The sequence below is a fragment of the Marinobacterium sp. NO-S09 genome (assembly GCF_059179545.1).
Genome location: NZ_CP168954.1, coordinates 4059224 through 4074527 on the forward strand (window position 1 = coordinate 4059224; position 15304 = coordinate 4074527).

The window sequence follows — 15304 nt, forward strand, 5'->3', positions numbered from 1 at the left end:
GGAATTACGTTTGCTCATACAGCTTTCTCAACGCCGAACACTCACACTGCAACCAATATTCGTTGCCACGCTTTCGAACACGAGTCTTACTACTACCGCATTCGGGACAGGCGGTTTTCATGGAGGTATTGCTGCCACACTGGCCACATTTAACGTAGTAGCCGTACTTACCATTCATGGCATTAAGGTTATGGGCACTACCACACTTTTTGCAGGCAAGGCCAATGACGTCAGTCTCTGCACTGTAAGCAGAAGCAACTTCTTCTACTTGTGCAGAAGCCTGTTCTGGATATGTTTGGAAAGGAATAGTAGGCACGGAAACCTCATCAGTCACTGCAGGCTCAGGTGCCAGTGTGGGGGCTGATGTCAGGTTATCGATCTGAGGGTTGGGCTCCGTTCTAGACTGGTAATGATTCAGCAAAAACGTACCGATACTATCCATTTCTTCCAGCGAAAAGGCAGGTTTTCCTGAAAAACTCGAAGTCAGTCGAGAATAGCCACCAACCTTCCGCACTTCATCGGCAATAAATTCGCTTTTGACAACTTTCTTGCTGAGGTCTGAAGGCATACCTTTGCGGTGTAGAATACAGCTACTGGAAACGGTGCAGAGTACATTCCATTCTCTGAATCTGACTTTTTGTTGTACCCGTCCCATCAGCATTTTGCCCAGAAAATGTTCTACATTAGCCCCAAGAAAATCACGCAGCAGCTCCATCTGCAGTTCAGCCTGCCGAATGGGTGATGGCAGACCACTCCACAAGCCCTTATAGCTGCGAGACCACTCACCTTGTGTATTGACCTTAACCTCGCCATAAATGCTCTTGGATTCAATAACGAGAAAACCCGTACGATGCACAATCAGATGATCAATCTGGGCGGTTTCGCCATTGTGGGTAAAGCGGTAATCATTGAGCACCAGAATGTTTTCATCATCCTTGAAAGCCCGTCGTAGATAAAAGGCTACGTCTTCTTCTTGGCGGTCACCGGCTGCCTGACGTGCGCCGGTTGAGGTGGAAGGCTCCTTGTATTTCAGGATGGTCATTTGTCCTCCTTGGACTCAGCAACGGTCCACCTATGCTAACCCGTCCTGAAAAGAGTTGGCAGATGCCTACACCCAAAGACTACCCCCGCCTCTGCTTCCCCACCCAGGCAATATGCTTCTGCACAGCCGGGTCAGCCAGTAGTTTATCCAGCGTATAAAAGTCCCGCGCCAGCGTCATTTCATCAAACAGCTTGTGGATACCCCGGTGACAGGCCTGGCACACCCAGATGCCCTGGTTCAGCTCTTCACGGGTATACGTTTTCTTAAAACGGGGGCGGCGGTGCATCTTGCGCGGGATCAGGTGATGGAAGGTCAGCGGAATGGCCCGATGGCAGAGTTCACAGTGTTCAAAAGGAGCGCGCTGACGCATGTGATGGGTTTCCTTGCGGGTATCAACTAATATTACGCCCGCCTGCGGCTATCTGATCAAGAGGTGTCGATGGGTTTTAACTATTCAAGTTTTTCCAGGGCGAGTCGATAACCTTGCCAGTGCAACCCCAAGTGTCGAGGCCATCATGAAAGTGCTCGTTTCCACCCCACAGTTATACAATTCACGCCCCCAGTCTGGAGTCGAGGGTTCTCAACAGCAGCAAGGTGCATCCAAGGATGCCAACCAGGTACTGCTGGGCAAGCTCGCCGACAAGATTCCGGGCATGAGTGCCGAAAAATTGTCCGGTCTGGAAGCCGAAGACTTCACCCCTGATAAGGTGGCGGGTCGTATCAGCGACTTTGTGGCCCAGGGGCTGGAAGCGGCACGTTCGCGCGGCGCCTCCGAAGAGCGCCTGACCGAGATGTATAACGCGGCAGTCAAGGGTGTTGAGAAGGGGTTTGCCGAAGCACGCGAAATTCTGGATGAGCTGAGTATGCTGAGCGACCCGATCGCCGCTCAGATTGATGAAACCGAGCAACTCACCTTTGATGCTCTGGCCGGTATCGCGCCGAGCAGCGCTGCACAAACCTCACCGGTCTCTCAGGTTGCACTGGGCGGGGCTGAGCGTTTCCGTAATGCCGAAGACATGTCACTGAGCGTGCGCACGCGTGACGGCGATGAAGTTACCATCAACTTCAGCCGCAACCAGAGCTACGACGCCACCTACGGCGCAGGCGCCGACAGTGAAGGTAACTCGGTGGCCTGGATGAGTGTCAGCCGCAGTGAAAGCAGCCAGTATGAGTTCAGCGTTAAAGGCGAACTGGATGAAGGTGAACTGGACGCACTGCAGCAGATGATCCGCGACGTTTCCAGCGTGGCGGATGAGTTCTTCAACGGCGACGTACAGAAGGCGTTTGAAGACAGCGCTGATATCAGCTTTGATGCCAGCGAACTCCAGTCCATGCAGCTCGATATGAGCTATACCCGCAGCCTGGCACAGGCCTCGACCTATGAACAGGTAGGCGGTCTGGATCAGCCGGTGGATAAACCCGGCAAGCGTCTGGGCCAGCTGATGAAGGATCTGGCAGACAGCGTGGGCGCGCCCTCTCTGGGTTTCCTGCAGTCCCCTGCTCAGGCTGGCCGAGACCTGATGACCGGTCTGGTCGAGCAGGACAGTCGTTTTAACGAAGCGCTGGAGTCCGTACAGGATGTGTTCAGCAAGCACCTGCAGGATCTGCTGGACAAAGTGCTGCCGGTTGAGGATCAGGTCGTGGATCCCGCTGATAAAGAGCAGGATTCCGACCTGCCTGCCGCTGAATAAACAGCCAAGACACAGAACACACCAAGGCCCGGCAATTATCTGTCGGGCCTTTTACGTTATGCCGCCATGCTCAGCTGCCGCCAGTCACACCTGCCCGGCGTAATACTGATCCAGCGCCTCTCGGATGTGGCGCACGGCATTAACCGACTGCTCATTATCACCATGAACACAGAGGGTATCGGCCTGAAGTGCCACTTCACTGCCATCCAGGGTAACCACCACACCTTCCCGCGCCAGCCGCAAAGATTGTTCAATAATGCGTGCTTCATCATGGTAGACGGAGCCTTCCACTCGACGCGGCACCAGAAAGCCCTGAGCATCATAGGCACGATCGGCAAAGGCCTCGAACAGTAGCTGTGCACCGAATTCCTCGGCAATACGCACCACCTCGGAATTGTCCGCCGTGGCCATCAACATCAGCGGCAAATGCGCATCATAGCGGGTCACCCCTTCCAGCACGGCACGCAGAATGCTGTGATCCTTCATCATGTCGTTGTAGAGCGCACCATGGGGCTTAACATAGGTCAGCGCCATCCCCTGCGCTTGTGCAATCCCGGCCAGGGCACCCGTCTGATACTGAACCATGGCCACCACTTCCTGCGGATGGCAGTGCATGCTGCGACGACCAAAGCCTACCAGGTCCGGGTAACTCGGGTGTGCGCCAATGCGGGTGCCAGCGTGTTTGGCCAGCAGCACCGTGCGGGTCATGGTGACGGGGTCTGAGGCGTGGAAACCACAGGCCACGTTGGCCATATCGACCAGCGGCATCACCTGATCATCCAGCCCCATATTCCAGGAGCCGAAGCTTTCACCCATGTCACAGTTCAACAGCAGTCGTTTAGCCATGTGATCCTCGCAAAAATCGGCTCAGAGTCCTTCAAGCGCAAAAGCATCCGCATCCTGCCAGGCCGGAAACTTGTCCCGGAACCGGTGCAGGGCCTCGGCGTTCAAAAGCCCGGTCTTGATATAGGGTTCACCCGCCGGGCCATCCAGCAGGGCTTCGCCCTTGAAATCCACCAGCAGGCTGTCACCGGCATAGCTGAGCCCCTTGGCATCTTCGCCGACCCGGTTCACACCAATCACATAGCTCTGGTTTTCAATGGCACGCGCCTGCAGTAACGTTCGCCAGGCATGGCGCCGGGGCGCCGGCCAGTTGGCTACACAGAGCATCAAGTCATAGTCATTCCTATTGCGGCACCAGACCGGAAAGCGCAGGTCGTAGCAGACCTGAGGCAGAATACGCCACCCCTTGTACTCGAACAGGTCACGCTGCTCACCTGCAGCATAGTGCTGATGCTCATCGCCCATGCGGAACAGGTGACGTTTGTCATAAAACTGCACTTCGCCATCCGGTGATACAAACAGGAAGCGGTTGCGATAGCCTTCATCGTCGATCGCCAGGCTACCGCAAACGGCAGCGCCCAAAGCAGCTGCCTGTGACTGCAGCCATGCCAGGGTCGGCCCCTGCATGGGTTCAGCAACCTCCTCCGGAGCCATGGTGAAACCGGTGGTAAACATTTCCGGCAACACGATCAAGTCTGTTTGCCCTTCCAGCGGCGCCATCAGCCCCGCCAGTCGCTGGCGATTGGAATCGGGTGCATGCCAGTCCAGGTGAGTCTGCACCAGACTGATTCTCAGATTCTGTCGGCTTGTCATATCGTGCATAACCTCTCTGCGGCCTGTTCCAGTGTGGTTTCACTCTTGGCGAAGCAAAAGCGGACCAGCTTCATATCCGGTGGTTGCTGGCAGAAAACGGACAACGGGATCGCTGCCACGCCTGCATGCTCGATCAGCCAGAGCACAAATTCGGTATCCGGCAAGTCGCTGATGGCAGAGTAGTCCATCACCTGAAAATACGTGCCCCCGGCAGGCGTAAAGCGGAAGCGACTGGCGGCCATCAGCGCGTTAAAGTGGTCTCGCTTGGCCTGATAAAACGCCGGTAATGCCTGATCGTGGGAGGGGTCGGCATTGAGATAATCAGCCAGCGCCAGCTGAAAGGGCGTACTGGTACTGAAAGTGAGGTACTGGTGCACCTTACGCAACTCTTCGCTCAGCGGGGCCGGCGCCACACAGTACCCCACTTTCCAGCCGGTGGTGTGATAGGTCTTGCCGAACGAGGACACGACAAAACTGCGTTTGGCCAGGTCCGGGTAGCGATTCATGCTCTGGTGGGCTGCACCATCAAAGACGATATGCTCATATACTTCGTCTGCCAATAACAGAATATCCGTGCCTTCGACCAGGCGGCTCAGCGCCTGCATATCATCCTCACTCAACACCTGCCCGGTCGGATTGTGCGGCGTGTTGAGGATAATCATGCGCGTGTTCGGGTTAATGGCGCGCGCCACCTCATCCCAGTCGATACCAAACGCGGGGGGCTGCAGCTGTAAATGCACCGCCTTGCCGCCATTGAGGCTGACCGCCGGGTCATAGCTGTCGTAGGCAGGATCAAACACGATCACTTCATCACCGGGCCTGACAACAGCCGTAATGGCAGCAAACAGGGCTTCCGTCGCGCCGGAGGTGACCGTCACTTCTGAAGCGGCATCCACCTGGCGACCATAGCAACGCTGAACCTTGGACGCGATCGCTGCGGTCAGGGCAGGCACCCCGTTCATCGGCGCATACTGGTTAGCACCAGCGCGGATATGGTGATCAACTCGAGCCAGCAGTGCCTCAGGACCATCAAAATCGGGGAAGCCCTGCGACAGGTTGATTGCCTGATGGGCTTGCGCCAGGGCAGACATCTGCGCAAAGATCGTTGTACCAACGCCTGGCAATTTGGTTTCGGGATAACGCATGACCCACTCGCAACTGATTAAACCGACGATAGTACCGGAGAGACGAGAGTCTGCTCAACAAGGGTACTTTTTGTAACCGAACCAAGGGTAGAATATGGCATGCTGGACTGGATTCTGACGCATAACGGCTTCATTATTGAAGCAATCATACTGGGACTGATTGTCCTGTACGTAGGCCTGAAAATTAAATAATGAACTGTTGCGCCTCGCTCGGAGCCACCATGATTAATCAGCGCGCTGCCAGCCTGCTGATACCACTAGTGTTAATGGCAAGCTCCTGTGTCTATGCCAATGAGGAACTGTATCTGAGCGAACAGGATTTCCTGACTGACATCCCGGAAATCACCTCAGCAACCCGCATAGGCCAGAAGGTAACGGAATCCCCTGCGTCCATCACGATCATTGACCACACAATGATTGCGGCCTCAGGTGCCCAAAATATTCCTGACCTCATGCGCCTGGTGCCTGGTTTCCAGGCCGTTCATGTCAGCCATAACAAATTTGCCACCACTTACCACGGTGCCAGCGACAATTTTCCCCGCCGTCTTGAAGTCATGGTCGATGGCCGGTCGGTGTATCTACCTCTATTGGCCACTGTCGACTGGACCTCGCTGGGTATCAACCTGCAGGATATCGAACGCATCGAGGTCGTACGCGGGTCTAACGTACCGACACAGGGTTCCAACGCATTTTTCGGTTCAATTAATATCATTACGCGTGAACCTACTCTGGAGCAGGGTGGCTATGTCAGTTTCACCGGCGGCAGCCTGAACACCCGAAACCTGCACGCCTCACATTCTGGAAACCTGGCCAACTGGAGTTACCGTATTTCCGGTGGACATGAGCAGAACAGCGATTTTGACCTGCATGACAACCGGCTGAAGCGCAATTATCTCAGTTTCAGCGGGAGCTATACCCCCAGCCTGAGTGAAACGTTACGCGTTCAGGCCGGTTTCGACCGAGGCTACAATTTCGTGGGCGACGCTGGCAGAAATGATCAACCTTATGTCCGCCGTGACCATGATGCGAACTACCAATCCATTACCTACGAAAACATCTATTCTCCCGGCGGGAGCCTGAAGCTACAGGCTTTTCATAACTACCTGAACCTGGAAACACCTCTCAGCTCACCGGAATATCTGATCAACGAGGAAGGTATTCCTGCATCGCTGGTCGACGAATTCATGCAGCTCAACATGCCCAGGCGCGATAGCGAGCATGGCGCCAGTAACGTATACGATCTTGAAGCTCAGGTTCAGGAGCAGCTTGCCGCCATCAAAACCGTGGCCGGGCTTGGGTATCGATACCAGGTAGCGGAAAGCGACATTCTGCTGCAGGAAGGCCAAGAGTCAGAACAGCGCTGGAGACTCTTCGGGCACCTGGACTGGTCACTGCACTCGAATTGGCGATTTAACACCGGCGCCATGTACGAATACAGCTCTTCCGGCTCCGATGCACTCTCTTACCGCAACACACTGATTTATCAGCCTGACACACATAGTAGTGTGAGACTCGGCTACTCCTTGACCGAACGCATAGGCTCACTGCTGGAGTATTATCAGAACAACACCGTTTACGCTCCGGCCGTCTTTGCGGAACCGTATGACGAGCCTACGGTGTATGATTTCCACCGCCGGGCAAACCCGGACCTTGGTACCGAACACAACGAAACCTGGGAGCTTGGTTACTACCTGAGCCTGCCACAGCACTCTGCCTACCTGGATGCCAGGCTGTTTCACGAAAACCTGAGCTCCATGATTGATATTTTCTACGTTGGCTTACCCGCCGATTCTCCCGACAGCGACACTCCGAAACGTGTAGGGATTGGAGACAACCGTTATAGTTGGGTAAACGAGGGGGTGGAGTTTCAATTCAAGCAGCAGCCCGATTCGGATTTCTGGTATTTGCTCAACTATGCCTATACCAATACCCGTGTCGATCCCTGGTACCGTGGAGCCCGAGGTAATTCCAGTATTCTGACCTTTCAAGAAGCGGTAACCCCAGAACATACCGCTTCTTTGATGATGAACTGGTCTCCAACTGCCTACTGGAACCTGAGTCTGATGCATTACTATATGGACGCAGTCCACTGGTTCGAAGGCGATTACAGAGACAGTTACAATCGTACCGACCTGCGCGCAGCACGCACTTGGCAACTGGATACGAACACTGAACTTGAAGCGGCAGTGACCTTACAGAATGTATTCGGACCTGAGTATGCCGAATTTTATGAATACAACCTGTTTGACCGACGCTACTGGCTGCATCTAACGCTCAGGTACCATTAATCCGATCACTAGAGGTATATACAGGGATGACGAAATTATTGTCACAGGACATGCCAGGTAATCGCTCTGTACCTGATAGTCTTGTATACGGATCTGAAAATTCAATAACGTTCTGTTCTACCTCGCCTGGAGCCGCCGTGAATAATGTGCCTCGTGCCTCTAACCTGTTAATTCCTCTGCTACTGGCTAGCGCACCTGTTTTTGCCAGTGAAGAGCTGTACCTGAGTGAACAGGATTTCTTCACGGATATCCCGGAAATCACATCTGCTACCCGCCTTACGCAAAAACTGACCGACTCCCCTGCGTCCATCAGCATTATTGATCGCGACATGATCTCCGGTTCAGGTGCGCGCAATATTCCCGACTTGCTGCGCCTGGTACCCGGGTTCCAATCAGCACACGTCAGCGTGAACAAGTTTGCCACCACCTACCATGGCGTCAGCGACAACTTTCCTCGCCGGATGGAAGTGATGGTGGATGGCCGCTCCGTATATGTCCCCATGCTGGGAACGGTGGACTGGACCTCCCTGGGCCTCAATATGGATGATATTGCGCGCATCGAAGTGGTTCGAGGCTCCAACGTCCCCACCCAGGGGGCTAACGCTTTCATGGGCTCCATCAACATTATTACGCGAGAGCCGGCGGCACAGAACGGCGGCTACGTTACCGCAGGTGCCGGCAGTCTCGACAGCCAAGCCGTCACCGCCAGTCACAGTGACACTCTGGCCAACTGGAACTACCGTATCTCAGGCGGGCACGAGCAAAACGATCATGACGACATTTACCATGACCGTCTGCGCCGCAACTATCTGAGCGTCAGTGGCAGCTACACCCCTTCGCTGACCGAAACCCTTCGTTTTCAGGCTGGCATTGACCGCGGCATGACCAATGTGGGCCAGGCTGACGATCTGGACTATGAGTATGTACGCCGCAAGCATGAATCCAACTACCAGTATCTGCGCTACCAGAACCTCTACTCCGACACCGGAACCCTGCAGATATCCGCCTTGCATAATTACCTTAACCTGGAAACGCCGCTGACCAGCCTTTCAGACCTGACCGCCCTGCTGGCCGATGAACTGGGTTATACGCCGGAAGACGCCTTCGTGCGCCATTTTCAGGCGTTGAACAGAACCCGTGACGACGTAGAGCACGGCAAAACACATACCTATGATGCCGAAATCCAGCTCACCGAGCAGCTGGACCAGGTCAGTCTGGTCGCCGGACTTGGCTACCGCATGGAAGAAGCCGTCAGTGATGTACTGTTTCAGGCGGGCGAGGAGCAGGAAGAGCGCTGGCGCGGCTTTGCCAACGTCAACTGGGCCTGGCACCCCGAATGGCAGCTCAACTCGGGGGTCATGTATGAGCACAGCTCTGAAAACGCGGACGCCTTTTCCTACCGCCACGCCTTGATCCATCACCCGAGTCAGCAGAGCAGCATTCGCCTGGGCTACTCGCTCAGTGAGCGCCTGCCGTCACTGCAGGAGCGCTTCGGCAACAATGCCATTTATGCACCACCGATTCCCGGCCTCACCGATCAGGTGACCCTGTTTGACCAGGTCACCGGAAGCAACCCTGACCTGCAACCGGAGCGCAACCGTACCTACGAAATCGGCTACTACCGCAACCTGGCCAAGCAGTCTGCCTCCCTCGATGTACGCATCTTCCGGGAAGAGATGGAATCCATGGTCGACAGTTACTTTACCCTGGCGGAAGCAGACTCCTTGCTGGGGCCGGACCGCATCATCATTAAGGAAAATCAGTACAGCTGGACCAACGAGGGCGCTGAACTAAGCTTCAAGCAGCAGCTGACACCCGAATTCTGGTACCTGATCAACTACGCCTATATCAATACGCGTAATGATCCCTGGGTGAACAATAAGAAACTGAATGGCTCCAAGGTATCCTTCGGCGACAGCCTGACTGCCGAGCACACCGCCTCGGTCATGCTGAATTGGCGTCCCAAGCCTGATTTGAATCTGAGCGCCATGTACTACTATATGGATACAATGAACTGGCTGGAAGGCGGCATACGCGATAGCTATGAGCGTACCGACCTGCGTGCGGCCCATAGCTGGCAACTGGATAGCCAGCGCGACCTGGAGGTCGCGTTGACCATACAGAACGCCTTTGGGCCCAGCTATGCCGAGTTCTATGAATACAACCTGTTTGATCGCCGCTACTGGCTGCAGCTTTCGCTCAGGCACCATTAACTCGATGACTGGATAATTGCAGGGATGGCAAATTATTTACACAGGACCAGCAGGACAACGCGCTTAGGGCGTCGCATGCTTTGCGGTGCCCTGATGTTGCTCTGTTCGGCACTGGTTCAGGCTCAGGATGAGGTATTGCTGGTACTCAGTGATATCAGCCCCAGTTACAACCAGGTTCAGCAGGCGGTAGAAGACAGTACCCATTCGCCGCTACGCGTGGTAACTCTGGACCGCTTGCAGGCATTGGACAGCCGTTCCTCGCTTATTGTCGCGGTCGGCAGCCGTGCCTGCGAACAGATGTTGCGCACTTACCATCCAGGCACACGCATGATCTGCAGCTTTCTGCCGTCTTCGACCTTCAAAAAACTGCGCAGCACCCTGCTGCCGGGTGATACTAACGCACACATAAGCGGTTTATTTATCGACCAGCCACTGGAACGGCAGGTGCGCCTGGCCCGCATGATTCGGCCTGCAGCAAAAACGCTGGGTACGGCGTTGGGCCACAACAGCCAGGCACTCAAATCAGGACTGGAGCAGTATGCCCAAAGCGAGGTGTTTCGACTGGAGTTGGCGGAACTCAAGTCATCGGACAACCCGATTCAGGTTCTGGCCCCCATCGTCGAGCGCAGTGATATTTTTCTGGTGATTCCCGACAGCTCCATCTTCAACCGTGCCATTTCAAAATGGCTCCTGTATCTGTCGCTCAAACATCAGGTCCCCGTAATCGGCTTTTCCAAAAGTTATACCGATGCCGGGGCAACCGCGTCCGTCCACTCCTCTCCACATCAGATTGGTCAACAAACCGGTGAGTGGATCAACCGGCTGATGTCCGGCGAATCCATCCCAGGCTCCGCCTTTCCGGCGTATTTCGAAGTCAGTATCAACCCTGTTGCCGCACGCACTCTGGATCTTGAGCTACCCACCCCCGAAGCCCTGCAGAGACGGCTGAGTCAAATCGAGGCGGCCAACTGATGCTTCGCCCGGGTACTCTCAGTATCCGTGCCCGTGTATTGTTGCTGGCGCTGATTCCCATGCTGGTTCTGGCCAGCATTCTGGGTACCTACTTCACCTACACCCGCCTGGATGATAACAACGCCCGGCTGGAAGAACGGGGGCGTCTGATTTCCGGGTTGCTGGCATCGGCGGCGGAGTTTGGCGTTATCAGTGGCAATCGCTACCAGCTACAACTGCTTAGCCAGCAGGCTCTGCGCCACCATGATGAAGTGCGCGACATCCTGTTTTATGACGACAATTTCAATTTGCTGTACCGCTCTGAACGCTTCCCGGTGACGTTTTCACCGGACAGTCCACCCCAGGTTCTGGGCGGTGAAAACTGGCACTTCCTGACCCCTATTTACAGCCGCGCACTCTTGCTGGAGAGCAATCCGGAACTGGTACCGCATTCACTGGAGCCGGTGCAGGTCGGCTGGGTCGGCGTTGTCCTCTCGACCCGTACCCACAGTGCAACCCGGCAGGAGATGCTGCTCAGCAGTCTACTGCTGATTCTGGCTGGCCTGCTGGCAACAGCTGTGGTTGCCAGCCGTTTCGGCCTGGGTATTACCCGCCCCATCAGCGCACTCAGCCAGGTTGTTGAGCGCCTGGAGTCCGGCCAACTGGACACCCGTGCGGCCACTACCGGAGCTTCTGGCGAGCTGGGCCTGCTGGCGCGTGGCATCAACCGCATGGCCGCCCGTATTCAGCGCTCCAGCCAACAACAGGAAGAACAGGTGCGTAAAGCCACGCGCCAGCTCACGACCACTTTGCGACACCTGGAGCGGCAGAACGAAGAGCTCAGTGACGCCCGCCACCAGGCTGAAACAGCCAACCGTACCAAGGACGAATTTCTCGCGCGCATGAGTCATGAGCTGCGTACGCCGCTGACCTCGGTACTGGGATTTGCCCAGCTGCTGCAGAATACCGAACAGACGCCGGAACAGCGCCAGTACTGCCAGATCATCAATCAGACCTCCAGCCTGCTGCTGACCATTATTGATGACATTCTCGACTTTTCCCGTTTGCAGTCTGATGCCATTCAGCTGGAACAGATCGCCTTCCCGGTTCGCGAATGCCTGCAGAACGTGGTCGCCATGCAATCCCCCATGGCCCGTGACAAGGGGCTAAGGCTGGAAGTAAGGCTGGACGATAACCTGCCACCGGCCCTGCAGGGTGACCCGACCCGCCTGGCCCAGATTCTGACCAACCTGATCGGCAATGCCATCAAGTTTACCGACAGCGGTGAAGTACGGTTAAATGCCAGCAGTCACTGTGAAAGCAACCACTGTCACCTGGATATTGAAGTCAGTGATACCGGCATCGGCATTTCGGATGCACAGCAGCAAAACCTGTTCAAGGCCTTTGCTCAAGCTGACAACAGCATCAGCCGCCGTTATGGCGGATCCGGGCTCGGCCTTGTCATTGCGCACCACCTGGCCAATTTAATGGGTGGCAGCCTCAATCTGACCAGCATCCAGGGTGAGGGGACTCAGGTGCATCTGCGCCTGACGTTGCCGATTGCCCAGGTGACACCGCAGATGCCCCCTCCCCCCAAACCCTCGGCAGCCAGTGTTCCAAGCCGGCTGCAACTGAACAGACGCCTCACTATTCTGCTGGCAGAAGACAATGACTTTAACCGGCTCTTGCTGAATCGCGTATTGAGCCAAGCGGGGGCACGAGTTATCCAGGCCCAAACCGGGATAGAGGCCGTGCAACAGTTCCGCCAGCACCGCCCGGACCTGATCTTGATGGATGTCCACATGCCGCAAATGGATGGCATCCAGGCCACCCGTGAGATTCGTACTCTGGACTCGGAGGTGCCACTGTTTGCGGTCACTGCCAATGTGATGGCCCATGAACACGAAGCCCTTCGTGCGGCTGGCGCCAACGAGATTCTGCTTAAGCCACTGAACCTGTCAGACCTGTTCGAACGTCTGACCCGACTCGAACAGCAGCCAGAGCCAACAACATCTGGGCCCGTTTCAGACCTGCTCGATGCAGTGGACCCTGATGCTCTCCATGCCGAGCTGGAGCGCCAGATTGAAGCACTTGAACAGGCTGTCGAGGCGAAGCGGTTTGATGTGATTCGCAACCATGCCCATCAACTCATGGGCGTGGCCGGTTTGTATGAATTGCCGGAATTGGAAACCGTGGTTGCAGAGCTGCATCAGGCCGCCATCGCGGGTGACCAGCGACTCTGTTGGCAGGCCAGCCACCGCTTAAGCCGGCTGGTTGAGCATGAGCAGTATTAACATGCGGGATCAGAAGTCACGAAAATAGGGCTCATTTGCAATCAGCTGCTCAAGCTCCTTTTGTACTTCCGCCACACGCTGCCGCCCGGCTCGGTCATAGACATACTGCCCCAGTCCATCCGATGCCGGCGGGTGCCGGTCGTCCCCTTCATGGATGCCCACACACAGACGCCGAATCGCTTCCAGTTCAGGATCATGCAGGATGGGGAAACCGATAAACATCTCCCACTCATCCTGGCGCACGTCGCCGGTTTGCAGTTTTTGCATCAGATCCAGCACCTTGCGCCGGTCCGGACGCCAGGTGGGCGCGCGCCCGTAGGTCAGCGCCAGCACCAGACCACCAATCAGCAACAATGAAACCAGAAAGGCGATCAGGAACTCAGCCATCACAACCCTCCACAGATATCTAACCGCTTAGTGTAGAGGAGAGCCACTGCTCAGTTCTCGGGCAATACTGTTCACCGCGTCTTGGTGTATCTCTTCCAGCTCGCGCATCTCCTGCTCATAGCTGCGTTTGAGTTTTTTCGGCAGGGCCTGCCACTCATCCTTGATGGGAATATGGCTGGTTTTGTCGTGCACCTCGGAGATCACCGCATAGGCTTCCTGCTCCAGCAACTGCGGTCGGTAATTCTCCAGCAGCACTTTCAAACGAATGCAGCCCTCGGTCAGGGTCATTTTCTCATCATGCAAGATGGCACCGGCCACCAGCTGGATACTGTCTTTCAAATACTGGTGGCGCTCTTCCAGTGCAGCCACGGCGGCAGCTTCACGCTCGCTCTGCTCCGCCTTAAGCGCCTTGGCTCGACTGAGCTGGCGGTAGATAACGGCTGATAGCGTGGCAATCACCAATAAACACAGGGCGATCAGGATGTATGTCAGAGTTGTGCTCATGTTGTCCTCTTGCGCGGTTGGCTGCACCGGCATTATGCCAGAGGTAGCCCCTGTCTCTCACTACGCAATGAGTACAGCATCAGTTTGGCGGGGACTTTCACGGCGAACGGGAAAGCCCGCCACCGTGAAAGCATGCTGAAGACCCGACGTTTTATTCGAAGGTGCGGGGTTTCAGGCTATCCGGCTTAAGGAAGGGCTTGTCGCCGGTATTATCGTGCTGACCCAGCACCTGTCCGTTCACTTCGGTGCCATAGCGCGTGTGCTTGTGAAAGTTGAGGAACTGCTCTCGCGTGGCTTTGGCATTACCGGTGTAACGCGGATCCTGAGGCCGTTCCTGACTGTTGATGTACCAGGCGACGTTCCAGGCTTCATCGTCTGTCAAGGAACCCGGCTTGCTCAACGGCATGTTGTTCTTGATAAACGAGGCCGCCGTGAAGATACGGGTCATGCCCGCACCCCAGTTATACGCGCCATCCCCCCAAAGCGGCGGGAACACCACCTTGCCATCCTTCTTCTGGCCAGCACCGTCGCTGCCGTGGCAAATGGCGCAGTTGGCCTCAAACACCGCCTGACCTTTTTCATAGCTCACGTCTTCGGGGATTTTCTTGCCCAGATGGCTGAAACCCCGTCCTGCGATATTGCGTTCGTACACCGGAGCACTCTTGGCCAACCATTGATGGTAGGCCACCATCGCCAGCATGTCATCGCTGCCATAGGCCGGTGGTGTGCCGTTCATGGAGTACGCGAAACAGCCGGCAATACGCTCTTCCAGTGAGTTCACATGCTGGTTCTTGCCACGGAAATCCGGCAAGGTCGTTGCCGCCGGCCATACCGGACCGGACCAGTTCATCCGCCCCTCGCCCATGTGACAGGTTTTACAGTTCATGTCATTGAACACATACTCGCCACGGAACTGCTGAGTGTTCATGAACATGTCATAGCCCTTGAGAATCACCTTGCGCAATTCGGGGTTGACTGACTCATCCGCCATCAGGTCATCGATCATCGGTGCCTCATGCACATATTGACCGTCCTTGGGCGCAGGCAGGTTAACCGGCACCTTGGCGTCATTGGCCAACGCAGAGGTACTCAGGCTCAGTGCTGATACCAGCATCAGGAAATTACGTTTCATA

13 protein-coding genes are annotated in these 15304 nt (G+C 55.7%); 5 read left to right on the plus strand and 8 right to left on the minus strand.

The genetic code is table 11. The features are described from left to right. Nucleotides 1-4: 4 nt before the first annotated feature. Together O3C79_RS18695 and O3C79_RS18700 are read right to left on the minus strand one after the other, a co-directional pair. Nucleotides 5-1042, minus strand: a complete 1038-nt coding sequence (locus O3C79_RS18695) for a nuclease-related domain-containing protein (RefSeq protein WP_494384313.1) — start codon at nucleotides 1040-1042, stop codon at nucleotides 5-7. 79 nt (nucleotides 1043-1121) lie between these two features. After that, complete coding sequence (locus tag O3C79_RS18700; RefSeq protein WP_494384314.1) at nucleotides 1122-1412, minus strand: hypothetical protein; 291 nt, start codon at nucleotides 1410-1412, stop codon at nucleotides 1122-1124. A 145-nt stretch (nucleotides 1413-1557) separates the two neighbouring features. Between O3C79_RS18700 and O3C79_RS18705 the strand changes: the two genes are divergently transcribed. Next, nucleotides 1558-2733, plus strand: coding sequence for a DUF5610 domain-containing protein (locus O3C79_RS18705; protein WP_494384315.1), 1176 nt, complete (start codon nucleotides 1558-1560; stop codon nucleotides 2731-2733). 84 nt (nucleotides 2734-2817) lie between these two features. Here the strand turns inward: O3C79_RS18705 and O3C79_RS18710 are convergent, their stop codons facing one another. The 3 genes from O3C79_RS18710 to O3C79_RS18720 are packed head-to-tail and all read right to left on the minus strand — an operon-like array spanning nucleotide 2818 to nucleotide 5534. Beyond that, nucleotides 2818-3579, minus strand: coding sequence for a 5-oxoprolinase subunit PxpA (locus tag O3C79_RS18710; protein ID WP_010325207.1), 762 nt, complete (start codon nucleotides 3577-3579; stop codon nucleotides 2818-2820). Nucleotides 3580-3600: 21 nt separating this feature from the next. Continuing rightward, nucleotides 3601-4389, minus strand: a complete 789-nt coding sequence (locus O3C79_RS18715) for an amidohydrolase (RefSeq protein ID WP_494385812.1) — start codon at nucleotides 4387-4389, stop codon at nucleotides 3601-3603. Beyond that, on the minus strand, nucleotides 4386-5534 hold the full coding sequence (locus tag O3C79_RS18720) for a pyridoxal phosphate-dependent aminotransferase (protein WP_494384316.1): 1149 nt from the start codon (nucleotides 5532-5534) through the stop codon (nucleotides 4386-4388). The genes O3C79_RS18715 and O3C79_RS18720 overlap by 4 nt, the downstream gene beginning before the upstream one ends. Nucleotides 5535-5755: 221 nt before the next feature. Between O3C79_RS18720 and O3C79_RS18725 the strand changes: the two genes are divergently transcribed. From O3C79_RS18725 to O3C79_RS18740, 4 genes are all read left to right on the plus strand, one after another. Next, complete coding sequence (locus O3C79_RS18725) at nucleotides 5756-7822, plus strand: TonB-dependent receptor plug domain-containing protein (RefSeq protein ID WP_494384317.1); 2067 nt, start codon at nucleotides 5756-5758, stop codon at nucleotides 7820-7822. A gap of 137 nt (nucleotides 7823-7959) precedes the next feature. Beyond that, nucleotides 7960-10035 (plus strand): TonB-dependent receptor plug domain-containing protein, encoded by a 2076-nt coding sequence (locus O3C79_RS18730; RefSeq protein WP_494384318.1) that lies wholly within the window; start codon nucleotides 7960-7962, stop codon nucleotides 10033-10035. Between the two features lie 75 nt (nucleotides 10036-10110). Continuing rightward, nucleotides 10111-11007 carry an ABC transporter substrate-binding protein gene (locus O3C79_RS18735; RefSeq protein ID WP_494384319.1) on the plus strand — a complete coding sequence of 299 codons (897 nt, stop codon included), beginning with the start codon at nucleotides 10111-10113 and terminating at the stop codon, nucleotides 11005-11007. Then, nucleotides 11007-13280, plus strand: a complete 2274-nt coding sequence (locus tag O3C79_RS18740) for a hybrid sensor histidine kinase/response regulator (protein WP_494384320.1) — start codon at nucleotides 11007-11009, stop codon at nucleotides 13278-13280. Before O3C79_RS18735 ends, O3C79_RS18740 begins: the two co-directional genes overlap by 1 nt. Before the next feature lie 9 nt (nucleotides 13281-13289). Here the strand turns inward: O3C79_RS18740 and O3C79_RS18745 are convergent, their stop codons facing one another. From O3C79_RS18745 to O3C79_RS18755, 3 genes are all read right to left on the minus strand, one after another. Further along, the gene (locus tag O3C79_RS18745) at nucleotides 13290-13667 is read right to left on the minus strand and encodes a hypothetical protein (RefSeq protein ID WP_076465938.1); all 378 of its coding nucleotides are present in this window, start codon (nucleotides 13665-13667) and stop codon (nucleotides 13290-13292) included. A 27-nt stretch (nucleotides 13668-13694) separates the two neighbouring features. Continuing rightward, nucleotides 13695-14171 carry a DUF2489 domain-containing protein gene (locus tag O3C79_RS18750; RefSeq protein WP_494384321.1) on the minus strand — a complete coding sequence of 159 codons (477 nt, stop codon included), beginning with the start codon at nucleotides 14169-14171 and terminating at the stop codon, nucleotides 13695-13697. Nucleotides 14172-14322: 151 nt separating this feature from the next. Then, nucleotides 14323-15303: a c-type cytochrome gene (locus O3C79_RS18755; protein ID WP_494384322.1), complete on the minus strand. Its 981-nt coding sequence runs from the start codon at nucleotides 15301-15303 to the stop codon at nucleotides 14323-14325. Nucleotide 15304: the final 1 nt, after the last annotated feature.